This is a genomic window from Pseudolactococcus piscium, assembly GCF_002441695.1.
Taxonomy (GTDB): Bacteria; Bacillota; Bacilli; order Lactobacillales; family Streptococcaceae; genus Pseudolactococcus; species Pseudolactococcus piscium.
Window position 1 is genome coordinate 1 of record NZ_JXJW01000018.1, and the last position, 13658, is coordinate 13658.

The 13658-nt window shown below is 40.3% G+C and carries 14 protein-coding genes; 11 read left to right on the forward strand and 3 right to left on the reverse strand.

Going from position 1 to position 13658, the window contains the following annotated elements:
• Positions 1-112: 112 nt before the first annotated feature.
• Positions 113-421 (forward strand): hypothetical protein, encoded by a 309-nt coding sequence (locus RU86_RS08990; RefSeq protein ID WP_096815011.1) that lies wholly within the window; start codon positions 113-115, stop codon positions 419-421.
• An 81-nt stretch (positions 422-502) separates the two neighbouring features.
• On the opposite strand, the gene RU86_RS08995 is transcribed toward RU86_RS08990, so the two are convergent.
• Entirely contained in the window at positions 503-1285 is a 783-nt protein-coding gene (locus RU86_RS08995) for an alpha/beta fold hydrolase (RefSeq protein WP_179296262.1), read from the reverse strand.
• 148 nt (positions 1286-1433) lie between these two features.
• On the opposite strand from RU86_RS08995, the gene lplA reads away from it, so the two are divergent.
• The 5 genes from lplA to lpdA are packed head-to-tail and all read left to right on the forward strand — an operon-like array spanning position 1434 to position 7282.
• Entirely contained in the window at positions 1434-2417 is a 984-nt protein-coding gene (gene lplA / locus RU86_RS09000) for a lipoate--protein ligase (RefSeq protein ID WP_096815012.1), read from the forward strand.
• A 35-nt stretch (positions 2418-2452) separates the two neighbouring features.
• The gene (locus RU86_RS09005; RefSeq protein ID WP_096815013.1) at positions 2453-3562 is read left to right on the forward strand and encodes a thiamine pyrophosphate-dependent enzyme; all 1110 of its coding nucleotides are present in this window, start codon (positions 2453-2455) and stop codon (positions 3560-3562) included.
• A complete protein-coding gene (locus RU86_RS09010) occupies positions 3563-4543 on the forward strand; it encodes an alpha-ketoacid dehydrogenase subunit beta (RefSeq protein WP_047915212.1) in 981 nt (326 codons plus the stop codon). It begins immediately after the preceding gene.
• Positions 4544-4554: 11 nt separating this feature from the next.
• Positions 4555-5865, forward strand: a complete 1311-nt coding sequence (locus tag RU86_RS09015) for a dihydrolipoamide acetyltransferase family protein (protein WP_096815014.1) — start codon at positions 4555-4557, stop codon at positions 5863-5865.
• Between the two features lie 4 nt (positions 5866-5869).
• Positions 5870-7282, forward strand: a complete 1413-nt coding sequence (gene lpdA, locus RU86_RS09020; RefSeq protein WP_096815015.1) for a dihydrolipoyl dehydrogenase — start codon at positions 5870-5872, stop codon at positions 7280-7282.
• 194 nt (positions 7283-7476) lie between these two features.
• On the opposite strand, the gene RU86_RS09025 is transcribed toward lpdA, so the two are convergent.
• Both RU86_RS09025 and RU86_RS09030 read right to left on the reverse strand, forming a co-directional pair.
• Positions 7477-8421, reverse strand: coding sequence for a dihydroorotate oxidase (locus RU86_RS09025; RefSeq protein WP_096815016.1), 945 nt, complete (start codon positions 8419-8421; stop codon positions 7477-7479).
• 114 nt (positions 8422-8535) lie between these two features.
• Positions 8536-9633, reverse strand: a complete 1098-nt coding sequence (locus RU86_RS09030) for an NAD(P)H-dependent flavin oxidoreductase (protein ID WP_096815017.1) — start codon at positions 9631-9633, stop codon at positions 8536-8538.
• A gap of 234 nt (positions 9634-9867) precedes the next feature.
• On the opposite strand from RU86_RS09030, the gene fabT reads away from it, so the two are divergent.
• From fabT to fabD, 5 genes are all read left to right on the forward strand, one after another.
• Positions 9868-10308 carry a fatty acid biosynthesis transcriptional regulator FabT gene (gene fabT / locus RU86_RS09035; RefSeq protein ID WP_047915217.1) on the forward strand — a complete coding sequence of 147 codons (441 nt, stop codon included), beginning with the start codon at positions 9868-9870 and terminating at the stop codon, positions 10306-10308.
• The gene (locus RU86_RS09040) at positions 10305-11285 is read left to right on the forward strand and encodes a beta-ketoacyl-ACP synthase III (RefSeq protein WP_096815018.1); all 981 of its coding nucleotides are present in this window, start codon (positions 10305-10307) and stop codon (positions 11283-11285) included. The genes fabT and RU86_RS09040 overlap by 4 nt, the downstream gene beginning before the upstream one ends.
• 85 nt (positions 11286-11370) lie before the next feature.
• Positions 11371-11598 carry an acyl carrier protein gene (locus RU86_RS09045; RefSeq protein WP_079505558.1) on the forward strand — a complete coding sequence of 76 codons (228 nt, stop codon included), beginning with the start codon at positions 11371-11373 and terminating at the stop codon, positions 11596-11598.
• A gap of 89 nt (positions 11599-11687) precedes the next feature.
• The gene (gene fabK, locus RU86_RS09050; protein ID WP_047915220.1) at positions 11688-12644 is read left to right on the forward strand and encodes an enoyl-[acyl-carrier-protein] reductase FabK; all 957 of its coding nucleotides are present in this window, start codon (positions 11688-11690) and stop codon (positions 12642-12644) included.
• A gap of 89 nt (positions 12645-12733) precedes the next feature.
• The gene (fabD, locus tag RU86_RS09055) at positions 12734-13654 is read left to right on the forward strand and encodes an ACP S-malonyltransferase (RefSeq protein ID WP_096815019.1); all 921 of its coding nucleotides are present in this window, start codon (positions 12734-12736) and stop codon (positions 13652-13654) included.
• Positions 13655-13658 lie beyond the last annotated feature (4 nt).

The following is a 13658-nucleotide window of genomic DNA, read 5'->3' on the forward strand; positions in this document are numbered from 1 at the left end:
CCTGGAGACTTGACAGGTGCTTTGACGGGAAAAGCTTCAGAGGCTGGTCAGGCGTTTTTGAAAAATATGAAGCAGTTCGTATTTAGGTCTCCAGTAAAAGGGTGTTAAAATCATGACAGATAAACCAAGACAACGTGCACGACTCGAAGAAAACTACTATGATGATAAACGAAAATACCAGCGTCAAAAAGAGGCGATCGTTGAAAAAGAAAATGCGTTTAAACGCGAACGTTCTCGCTTAATGGAAAATGTGTACTCACTTATGCCGCAAAGTAGCCACGAATTACAGGTGCTAGACGCTAGCTTGTATCAGCTACATGAAACATTTTTATCAGAAACTAAACGGGCAACTCGACTACTTGAAGATGAAGTACGCGCATTAAATTCAAGTTTCAATACAGCTTTAAATGACTTGAAATAAGCAGATGATAAAGCCAGAAAAAAAACAGCGTTCGCAACGCTGCTTTTTTGTGCTTGTAATTGCCTGTTTAGCTTTTTTTGTTTATTGATTGTCTAAGATAAACTGAGAAATCAGCTGATTTACTTCTGTCGGACTTTCAGCATAAGGCAAGTGACCAGCATCCTTGATTAGGTAACTGGTTGCCTGTTTGGCAGTCTGGCTATAATAGCTTGCGACTGCATTGGGAAATAGCGGTGATTGCTCGCCACCAATATAGAGAATCGGCAGTGATACCTGCTTGAGCACATCACGATAATCCTTGGTCAAAAAGTCTTCAACCAAAGGCGCAGTCTTTAAGAAATTAAAGCGATAATGCCCTTGGTGCATGCTTCTTAATAAATCAGTCTCGATTTTCTTTTTGGTTAGCGTAACATGAGAAAAGTTGTCAACTGTCTCTGATACAGTTTGCCAGGTTAAGTCATACATACCTAAAGACCAGTCACTGGTATTGATTGCTTTAGGCGGACTATCTATGATTGTAAGTGACTTGACCTGATCCTCACCAAACAAACTTAAATATTCAAAGGCAATACCAGCACCTAAAGAATGACTGACGAGATGGAATTGATCAAGACCAAGCTGATAAACCAGTTCCTGTATATCTTTTGCTAGTCGACTGATTCGCAAACCAGATATAATGTCTGTATTTTCACCATGTCCTCTTTTGTCCAAATGAATACAGTGAAAACCAGCTGTACTAAAAAATACATTTTGAGCTGCCCAGCTATAAGTTGTCCCTGAGTAGCCAGCCAAAAAAACGACAGGAATGCCGTCACCACTGCTTGTAGCAGTTAAAGTTACCGCATCACTTGTAAGAAATTTCAAACTAATTCCACCTTTATTATTGATATCTTTTATTATACACAAAAATTTAGGGTAATTTCCAGCCAAAATAGTTGAAAAAAAATGAAAAACAGTTGATAATAGTATATGGAAAGCGATTTCAATTATACGAATCTTGGAGGATAAGTAAATGCGATATGTCGTCAACAAAAATTTGGATGCACCGTTTAATATTGCGATGGATGAGTGGTTATTAACGCATTTAAAACCGGAAGCACCAGTTTTTGCTTTATGGCAAAACAGAAATGCAGTGATTGTAGGTAAGCATCAAAATACCTATGAGGAAGTGAATGAAGCAGTTGTCAAAGAAAAAGACATTCAAGTTGTTCGCCGTGTCACCGGTGGTGGCGCGGTTTATCATGACCAAGGCAACCTGAACTTTACTTTCATCATTCCAGTGGCGCATCCTCAGGATGTCGATTGGAAAAAATTTGTACAACCAATCGTTGCCGCCCTTCATAAATTAGGTATTCCAGTTGAAATCACAGGTCGAAATGATCTGGTATTAGACGGAAAAAAAATTAGTGGGAATGCCCAGCGCTATCAGGATGGTTATCTGATGCATCACGGCACACTGATGTTTGATGTTGATGTTGAAACGATGGTGCGTGTGCTAAATGTCAGTGATGAAAAATTCATCTCAAAGGCAGTAAAAAGTGTCAGAAGCCGTGTTGGTAGTATCAAGCAGTATGCCCCACACTTAACAATTGCGCAATTTCAACAGGCTTTGACGGATGAATTGAGTGAAAATGGTCAAGACCAACCCATTCAATTAACGCAAAGCCAACTAGCTGAAATTAAAACGCTTGAAAAAGAAAAATTTTCAACATGGGAATGGAATTATGGTGAGAGTCCAGAGTTCAACTATCATGCCCATGAAAAATTTGCTGGTGGTATCTTAGATATCAAAGCAGAGATTGAAAAAGGCTTGATCAAACAGATCTACTTTGGCGGGGATTTCCTCGGCGTGGAAGATATTGAAAGATTAATGCCGCAATTAATAGGTGTCCCATTTGAAGAAACGACGATTCGTGCTATCTTGAGCGAAAATCAAGATAAACACTACTTTGGTACCATATCAAATGAGGAAGTCCTATCACTCATTCATGAGTGAAAATGATGCGATACAATTAAAAGGAGACGGTGAATATGAGTCAAGCATTAGAAATTTTAAATTTTGAACAACAATTAGCTGTACAAGCTGATAGTTTTCCAGAATTAGCTGTATTAGACAAAGATGGTAAAATCATCGACCAAGCTGGTTTTGACGCAGCAGACTTGTCTGATGAGAAACTGGTTGAGTTGATGAAACGTATGATCAAACAACTTGTTTTAAACGAAAGAAGTGTTAAGCTAGCAAAACAAGGTCGTCTAGGCTTTGTTGCCCCAACACGTGGACAAGAAGCAAGCCAAACTGCAACAAGTTTCGCCTTCAATGATGACGATTACTTGATGCCAGGTTACCGTGATATTCCACAAATGATTCACAAAGGCTTCCCAATTTATAAAGCATTCTTGTGGAGTCGTGGTCATTACGAAGGTAACTTGATGGAAGGTGTTAACACATGGTTCCCACAAATTATCATCGGTGCCCAATTCGTTGAGGCAGCTGGTATTGGTCTTGGTATGAAAAAACGCAAAAAAGATGCGTGTGCTTATACCTATACTGGTGATGGTGGATCATCACAAGGAGATACTTACGAAGGCATGAACTTCGCAGGTGCTTTCAAAGCAAATGCAGTCTTCATCATCCAAAATAATGGCTATGCGATTTCAACACCACGTAAAGTCCAAACAGCAGCAACACACCTCGCTTCTAAAGGTTGGGGTGCTGGTATTCCAAGTATCGTCGTTGATGGTATGGATGCAATCGCTTGTTATCTTGCGGCTAAAAAGGCGCGTGAATGGACTGTAGCAGGAAATGGTCCTGTCTTAATCGAAACGATCACAGACCGTTTAGAACCACATTCAATGAGTGGGGATGATCCACTTCGCTACCGGACAAAAGAATCTATCGAAGAATGGGAAAAAGTTGAACCATTGATCCGGATGCGTATTTTCTTAGAAGACAAAAAACTTTGGAATGAAACAATCGAAGCAGACTATAAAGACGAAATAAACGCAGAAATTGATGCGGCAGTCAAACAAGCTGATAGTGTTCAAAAACAAAAGATTTCAGAATTTATCGAAACAACTTTTGAACAACCTGGTTTTGTACAAAAAGAACAAATCGAAAAATTCAGAGAGGCAGGCAAGTAAATGGCAGTAAAAACATATATCGCAGCAATTACAGAGGCAATGGATTTAGCACTTGAAAAAGATGACAACGTCCTTATTTTTGGAGAAGATGTTGGTAAAAATGGCGGTGTATTCCGTGCAACTGATGGCTTGAACCAAAAATACGGTGATGAACGCGTCTTCGATGCACCCTTAGCAGAGAGTGCTATCGGTGGTGTTGCAATTGGTTTGACAACGCAAGGTTACCGCCCAATCATGGAAATCCAATTCTTTGGTTTTATCTTTGAAGTAATGGACTCTATCTCTGGTCAAATGGCTCGTAACCGTTTCCGTTTCCACGGTACGCGTGAATTCCCAATTGTTGTTCGTGCACCTTATGGTGGCGGTACACATACGCCTGAAATGCATGCTGATAACTTAGAAGGCTTGATGGCATCTACACCAGGACTTCGTGTCGTTATGCCAAGTAATCCAGCAGATGCAAAAGGCTTGCTATTGTCTGCAATCGAATCAAATGACCCAGTTATCTTTTTAGAAAACTTGAAACTTTACCGCTCGATTAAAGGTGAAGTACCTGAAGGCTACTACACAACACCACTAGATAAAGCGGCTGTTGCTAAAGCAGGTGATGATGTGACAATCATTACTTACGGTGGCTTGGTACCCGTCTGTCTAAAAGCTGCAGATGTGCTTGAAAAAGCTGGCATCAATGCAGAAGTTATCGATTTACGTACGGTTAGCCCGATTGATGTTGAAACAATTGGTCAATCTGTTGAAAAAACGGGTCGTGTTGTTGTTGCACAAGAAGCACAACGTCAAGCTGGTATCGCAAGTACAGTAATGGCTGAAATTTCTGAGCGCTTTATTCTTAGCTTGAAAGCACCAATTGGCCGTGTTTCTGCACCAGATAGTATCTATCCATTTGGCGCAGCAGAAAACGACTGGTTACCACAAGTTGATGATGTTGTTACTGCTGTTAAAAACGTAGTTGAATTTGAATAAGGAGTGAAATCATGACAGAAATCTTTAAAATGCCCGATGTCGGCGAGGGAATGGCAGAAGGCGAAATCGCTTCTTGGTTAGTTAAGGTTGGCGATGCGATTAAAGAAGACGATCCAATTGCAGAAATTCAAAATGATAAATTATTGCAAGAGATCTTATCACCATATACTGGTGTCGTAACTAAGTTATATGTTGAAGCTGGTACAGTAGTTGAAGTTGGCGCACCTTTAGTTGAATTTGATGGTGACGGTTCTGGCGCAGCAGCACCAGCACCAGTTGCACCTGCAGCAGCAGCGCCTACGGCGGCACCAACACCTGTTGCAGCACCAGTTGTAGCAGAGGCGGCACCAGCAGCACCAGCATCTGGTAAAGTTGGCGCTCCAGTTATCGGTGGACAACTTCGTGCCATGCCTAGTGTGCGTCGTTTTGCACGTCAAAATGGTATTGATTTAACAACTGTTCCAGCAAATGGCCGTCATGGTAATATCACGCTTGAGGATGTTAGAAACGTCTTGTCTGGTGCTACTGTAGCACCAGAAGCTCCAGTATCTGCTGAAGTATCTGAAGCACCAGCTGCAGTCGCTACACCTGCGGCAGCACCTAAAGCTGTTGTTTCTGAAAAAGCGGGTCGTGTACCGATGACGCCAATTCGTAAAGCAATCGCTAAAAATATGACTAGCCAAAAACAAAATGTGCCACATGTGACATTATTTGAACAGGTTGAAGTCTCTAAATTGATGGCGCACAGAGCAGCATTTAAAGATATCGCCCTAAAACAAGATGTTAAATTGACTTATATGGCTTATGTTGCTAAAGCATTGGCTGCGATGGCAAAACATTTCCCTGACTTAAATGCGCATGTTGATATGGCTAAAACAGAAATTGTTTACCCTGAAGGCATACACATTGGTATCGCGGTTGATACGCCTAATGGCTTGTTTGTACCTGTTGTTAAAAATGCAGATCAAAAATCAATCCTGGCTATTGCTAAAGAAATTGCTGAATTGGCAGAGCGTGCACGTGATGGTAAATTAACGCCAGACGTTGCAAGTGGCTCAACAATCACAATTTCAAACATCGGTAGTGCACGTGGTAACTGGTTCACACCTGTTATCAACGTTAACGAAGCCGCTATTCTTGGCCTGGGTACAATCGCTAAAGAACCTATCGTCAATGAAGAAGGTGAAATCGTTGTTGGTAATATGATGAAACTTTCCTTGTCATTTGACCACCGTCTTGTAGATGGTATGCTTGCGCAAAGTGCAATCAATGACTTGAAGAAAATGTTGAATGATCCAGCATATATGCTGATGGAGGTATAAGTTAATGGTTGTAGGTAGTCAAGCTAAAAGCGTTGAAACTGTTGTGATTGGTAGTGGACCTGGTGGATATGTTGCCGCAATTCGTGCAGCAGAACTTGGTCAAAAAGTGACGATCATTGAACGTGATTTTATCGGCGGTGTGTGTTTAAACGTTGGGTGTATCCCTTCTAAAGCCTTGATCAATGCTGGTCATAACTATTATTCACAAATCCATTCAACTAACAGTATCATGGGTGTGCATTCTAATGGCGCAACATTGAACTGGGAAGAAACGCAAAAATGGAAAAATGAAAAAGTTGTCAATACCTTAACTGGCGGTATTGCTATGTTGCTGAAAAAACATAAGGTTGAGATTTTACGTGGTGAAGCGCGTTTCAATGACAACCAAGTGATCAACGTGATTTCAGAAGACGAGAGCCATCTCTTAGAATTTGAAAAATGTATCATCGCAACAGGTAGCCGTCCAATCGAAATTCCAGGATTTGCTTTCAAAAATCGTGTTGTTAACTCAACTGGTGCGCTTAGCTTGCCAGAAGTACCAAAACATCTAGTTGTTATCGGTGGCGGTGTTATCGGTAGTGAATTAGCTGGTGCTTATGCTAACTTAGGTAGTAAAGTAACAATCATCGAAGGTTTGCCACATATTTTAAATGGCTTTGATAAAGAAATGTACAGCTTCGTTGTGGATGATTTCAAAGAAAAAGGCGTTGAAATCGTGACCAATGCTAAAGCTAAAGAAGCTATTCAAGATGACGGTTCTGTTAAAGTAATCTATGAAGTAGATGGCGCAGAACAAGAAATTGAAGCGGATTACTGCTTAGTATCTGTTGGTCGTAGACCCAATACAGATGAACTTGGCTTAAACACAACGGATGTTAAAATGACTGACCGTGGTCAAATCGTTGTAGATGATCACCAACAAACAAGTGTTAGTCATATCTATGCGATTGGTGATGTTGTTGAAGGCCCAATGCTTGCCCACAAAGCTAGCTATGAAGCTAAAATTGCAGCAGGTAATGTTGCTGGTCAAGACATCAAAAACTGTGCCATCTCTATTCCAGCTGTTGCCTACTGTGATCCAGAATTGGCAACAATGGGTGAAACAGTCGAATCAGCCAACGAAAAGAATTTGGACTTTATGATCAGTAAATTCCCATTTGCAGCAAATGGTCGTGCCATTACGATGAATGCGACTAAAGGCTTTATCCGCATGTTAAGCGATAAGAAAACTGGTGTTGTCATCGGTGCTCAAATTGCTGGCCCAGGTGCAAGTGACTTGATCAGTGAATTTGCTTTAGCGATTGAAAATGGTTTAACGACTGAAGATATCTCTATGACAGTCCATCCTCACCCAACATTAGGTGAAGCAATCATGGATACAAGTGAACTTGCTGACGGGATGCCAATCCATATTTAATGACGATTTAAATCGATTAAATCAGGTTAGCTAACGCAATTAGTTCAAAATGAAAAAAGGTAAGACTTGCTAATTAACCATTAGTAAGTCTTACCTTTTTTATTGATTTCATATGTATTTAGAAAAAATGACAAAATAAAAAACGATTGGATGATGTCAAAAATCAGTCAATCATTTTTTATATGCGTATATTTTTAGTCTAGCGTCGCAAGTTTACCCTTAAACTCAGCAATCGTGTTATAGCCTTTAGCGACTAAAATGTCGAGTAACTCAGAATTGAGTCGATCAAAGACACCAAGTCCTTCTTTATATAATTGGGTACCCACTTGGAGCATAGAAGCACCGCAAAGTAGATGTTCATAAGCATCACGACCAGTCAAAATACCACCAGTCCCGATAATATCGATCGTCGGATTAAGGCGTTGTCTGAGGGCACGGACATTGGCAAGTGCTGTTGGTTTAACATATTCGCCACCAATGCCGCCAAAACCGCCTTTAGGTTTGATGACAACCGTATCTGTTTCATCATCAATATAAAGCCCATTACCAACAGAATTGATACAGTTGACAAACTTAAGGTCAAATTGATTTAAAACGGCAGCAATCTTATCAAAATGCATGAAATCAAAATAGGGTGGGAGTTTGACACCGAAAGGCTTCGTGTAAAACCTAAAAATCTCAGTTAAGAGTTTTTCAGTATCCTCAAAATCATAGGCCATTTGCGGTTTACCTGGTACGTTTGGACAAGACAGATTAAGTTCAACAAGGCCTGTATAGGCACTATCTTGAATGGCTTTCATATTGGCAACATATTCATCAAATCCTTTATATGAGGCAACACTTAAGAAAAAAGGTTGGTCAGGATGAGCAGTTTGTCGTTGTATAGCATCCTCAAGATAATAAGCAAGACCGAGGTTTGGCAAGCCCATCGAGTTAATGCTGCCAAGCTCAAGGTTGACATAGCGAGGTTCTGGATTGCCATCGCGGCCTTCTGCAGTCGCTGATTTTGTGACAAATGACCCAGCGGCAGAAGTGGCTAGTCCATCAAGTTCTGCTGTATCCATACAATGTACACCAGAGGCATTCATAAATGGATTTTCATAGGTGTGTCCGTAAAAAGTTGCTTGTAAACTCGCCATTAATTTCTCCAATTTCAGTTTGATACCTCTATTTTATCAAAATAATCTGAATTCTCCAAAAGAAGATAAAAAAACAAGCGATCAGGCTTAACTTGATCACTTGTTTAGGATGGATTAAGCAGTCAATTCTGCGAAAATCGCTTTGACTGTTGTAATTTCATTAATTTTATAGCCATTCGTACCTGAGAAGATTAGGCCCATATCTGTATTATGTTCTACAGAGTTAAGCAAGGCTTCACTGATACAGTAAGGGATTGTTTTGCGGTCACATAATTTAACCTGTAAACAGTTTAAACATTTAGCGATTGGAATAATCGGTGTTTTAGGTGCAGCTTGTGCTTTATAATCTGTTACACCTGCTGAAATTGTTTCCGTAAATTTGTTATCGATTGCACGACCTGGCAAGCCAACTGGTGATGTCGTCAAATGGATATCATCTTCAGTCGCTTTTAAGAAGCGATCTTTGAAGTCATCTGGTGCATCACATTCTTCAGTACCGATAAAACGTGTCGCCATTTGAACGCCAGAACAGCCGAGATTTAGGTAATGCTCAATATCAGCACGATCCCATACGCCGCCAGCAAAGACAACAGGAATTTTTGTATCGAATTTTTCTTCGTATTCCTTAATGTGGGCGATGATTTTAACAACTTCATCATCCATAGTTTGCATGGCATGTTCAATTTCACTTGCTTTAAAACCGAGGTGACCACCGGCTTTAGGACCTTCGATGACAACAAAGTCAGCTGTCCGATTATATTTTTTTGCCCAGTTACGTAAGATAATCTTAGCAGCTTTAACTGAAGAGACGATTGGGGCAATTTTAGTTTTGGCATTGCCGACAAGTTCAGGTAAATTCATCGGTAAACCAGCACCAGAGATGATGACATCAGCTCCAGCTTCAACGGTTGCCTTAACAACTTCGTCATAGCGGAAACTTGCGACCATGACGTTAAAGCCTAGGATACCACCTTTTGCAAAACTACGTGCTTTATCAAGCTGTTTCTTGATTGTTTGCAAGTTAGTTCTGACTGAAGCACGTTGAAATTTTTCTTCTTGAAAACCAATTTGAGCAGTTGATAGAATGCCGATACCGCCTTGAGCAGCGACACTTCCTGCCAGTCTATTTAGGGAGATACCAATACCCATACCACCTTGGATGACAGGGATTTTGGCTGTTAAGTCGCCTATTTTTAATTCTGGTAGATTCATTTTTTCTTCCTTAAGTTTTAAGTATTTAGATCCGTATATAGTTTTAGAAACTAGATGTACTAAACTATATAACTTATTTTATCAAACTTTTAGCGTTTGTCAAACGATATGTTTATAAATAAGCTGTGCAAGTCAAAGTTAGTTATTCAAAAATCTTGACAGTCGAAAAAAAACTTGATATAATTTGAAAGTCAAACAACTTGATAATCAAAACTATTATATAAGGAGCATGTGTTGGCAGTAGATTACACAAAAATAAATCAATATCTAACGCACATCTTTAATAATGTCCTGATTATTGAAGAGGCAGCCTTACGGTCATCTCGATTTTCAGATGTATCGATTAAGGAGATGCATACACTTGATAGTATAGGTGAAGCAAAAGTGACAACCCCGAGTGATATTGCAAAAGATCTGATGTTGACGGTTGGTACGGTTACCGTGTCGCTTAATCGGTTAGAGAAAAAGGGCTATATAGAACGCTATCGTAGTGAGAGTGATCGTCGTGTCGTCCATGTTTCTTTATCACAACGTGGTCGCTTGCTCTATCGCCTGCATCGAAAATTTCATCAAAAGATGGTGAAACGGTTTGTAGCAGATCTGCCAGAAGATTCAGTAGAGATTCTACAGACAGGATTGGAAAATCTTCACACTTTTTTGGAGGAAATTAGATGAGTTTTGGCAAGATCACGGCAGTTGCACACTATGCACCTGAGCAAGTCGTGACAAATGAAGATTTAACTAAGGTTATGGACACCTCGGATGAATGGATCAAGTCACGAACAGGTATTGAACAGAGACATATTTCATCAAATGAGAATACGTCTGATCTGGCGACTAAGGTTGGTCAACAGTTATTAGCACAAAGTAAGCTGACAGCTGAAGCAATCGATTTTATCATCGTAGCAACGATTTCACCAGATGCTAGTATGCCCAGTACGGCAAGTCTGGTACAGGCCAAACTAGGTGCTGTAAACGCCTTTGCCTTTGATTTGACTGCGGCTTGCAGTGGCTTTATCTATGCCTTGTCTGTTGCAGACAAACTAATGACAAGTGGTGTTTATAAAAATGGGATTGTGATCGGGGCCGAAGTGTTATCTAAGGTTGTCGATTGGTCTGATAGAGCAACGAGTGTCCTATTCGGAGATGGGGCTGGTGGTGTCTTACTTCAGTCCTCAATGCAAGGGCCTATGCTCTTGTCTGAATCTCTTAAATCAGACGGTAGTCGCTCTCAGAGTTTAACGAGCAACTTAACGCAACCCAACTCACCATTTTCAAAAGCTACTCAAGCCAATGACTTGTTTCTGAAGATGGATGGTCGTGCTATATTTGATTTTGCAGTACGTGATGTGCCAAAAAATATTTTGGAGACGCTTGAAAAAGCAGAACTTAATCTAGAAACAGTAGATTATTTTCTTTTGCACCAAGCCAATTCAAGAATTTTAGATAAAATGGCGCGCAAAATCAAGGCAGATCGCTCAAAATTCCTGCAAAATATGCAGGAATATGGTAACACGAGTGCAGCAAGCATACCGATTCTCTTGTCAGAAGCGGTGGCCTCAGGCACGATCAAATTAGATGGGACACAAAAAATAGTCCTAACTGGTTTTGGTGGTGGCTTGACATGGGGCACAGTTGTTGTTAAAATTTAAGTAATACTGATTAAAGGTGTTTTCAAAGTTCGTAAACTTCGGAATACCTTCATTATATAAAAATAGAAAAATTGGAGATTTAATCATGTCTGTATTTGAAAAAGTTCAAGAAATTATTGTTGAAGAACTCGGTAAAGAAGCAAGTGAAATTTCACTTGAAACATCATTTGAGTCACTTGATGCTGACTCACTTGACATCTTCCAAATTATTAACGAAATTGAAGATGAATACGATATCGCAATCGAAACTGAAGATGGCTTAAACACCGTAGGTGACTTAGTCAAATTCGTAGATGCGAAAATTGCTGAATAATAAAAATTCTGAGAGCGTGTGAGCGTTCTCAAAATTTTTACTCCCTAGTAGTTTGATTGTCAAACTATTTGAAAATAAAAAGACATAACATGAAAACTAAAATAACTGAACTACTCAACATTGAATATCCCATCTTCCAAGGCGGTATGGCCTGGATCGCTGATGGCGATCTTGCAGGAGCTGTCTCTAAAGCAGGCGGTTTTGGTATTATCGGCGGCGGTAATGCGCCAAAAGAAATCGTTAAAGGTCATATTAAACGGATTAGAGAAATTACAGACAAACCGTTTGCCGTGAATGTCATGCTGCATTCTCCTTTCGTTGATGATATCGTAGATCTTGTGATTGAAGAAGGTGTCAAGGTCGTGACGACAGGAGCTGGCTCTCCTAAAAAATACATGGATCGCTTTAAGGCTGCTGGTATGATCGTCATTCCAGTTGTTGCAAGTGTTGCGCAAGCTAAATCTATGTCGCGTATTGGCGTTGATGCCATTGTCGCAGAAGGCATGGAAGGTGGCGGTCATATCGGTCAACTGACAACGATGACCTTAGTTCGCCAAGTCTCAGATGCTGTCGACTTGCCTGTCATTGCTGCAGGTGGTATTGCTGATGGTAAAGGGATGGCTGCTGGCTTCATGTTAGGCGCTGATGCGGTTCAAGTCGGTACACGTTTTATCGTAGCGACAGAATCAAATGCCCACCAAAATTATAAAGACAAAGTGTTGAAAGCCAAAGATATTTCAACAGTTGTTTCAGCGAGCCATTTTGGTCATGCGGTTCGTGCCATTAAAAATCAATTAACAAAAGATTTTGAACAAGCTGAATTAGCGGCCTTTAAACAAGAAGACCCTGATTTATCTGTGTTTGAGGAAATGGGTGCAGGCAAATTACCTGCTTCAGTTATTCATGGTGATGTTGATAATGGGTCAGTTATGGCAGGCCAAATTTCTGGTTTAGTCCGTAAAGAAGAAAGTGTTGAAGACATCATTTTAGACTTATACAACGGATTCCAAGCGGAAATTAAAGCGTCTGTTAAGTGGTTAGATTAAGATAATATATAAGGAAACTTTTGTACGAAACGATACTCGCATACGCTAGTCTCGGTACTTAAGTTTCTATTAAAATAGTGGAGTAAATAATGACTAAAACTGGTCTTTTATTTGCGGGTCAGGGTGCTCAGAAATTGGGTATGGCTCGTGATTTATATGATAATTTTGATAGTGTCAAAAAAACCTATGATGAAGCGTCTGAAATTTTGGGCTATGATTTGCGTCAGTTGATTGATCAGGATGCTGAAAAACTAGCTGAAACCAAATATACACAGCCTGCGATTTTGACAACCTCAGTTGCCATTTTGCGGTTACTTGACTCGCAAGGTGTTACCTATGATGTCGTGGCCGGCCTATCTTTAGGAGAATATTCAGCCTTAGTGGCAAGTGGTAGTCTTGCATTTGCTGATGCCTTAAAACTCGTTGCAAAACGTGGTCAGTATATGGCAGAAGCCGCACCTACAGGCTCAGGTAAGATGGTGGCAGTGATGAACACAAGTTCTGATGTCATTGAAGTAGCATGTCAAACAGCCTCTGTAAAAGGCATTGTCAGCCCTGCAAATTACAATACACCAGCACAGATTGTTATTGGTGGTGAAGTTGCAGCAGTTGATGAAGCGATGGCCTTACTCACAGAAGCTGGTGTCAAAAGAATGATTCTTTTAAACGTATCAGGACCATTTCACACAGCCTTGCTTAAACCAGCATCTGATAAGTTAGCGGTCGAACTTGAAAAAGTTGACTTTCATGACTTCAAGAAACCTTTGATATCTAACACAACTGCTCAGGTAATGTCATTTGAAGAAATCAAATCACTTCTGACACGTCAAGTCATGGAACCAGTCAAATTTTATGAATCAATTGATACGATGTTAGCACTCGGTGTCACAGACTTTATTGAAATTGGGCCAGGTAAAGTCTTATCTGGGTTTATCAAGAAAATCGATAAGACTGTAGGCATGAAACAGGTTGATGACTTGGCTTCGCTAAACGCACTTTTGGAGAAATAATATA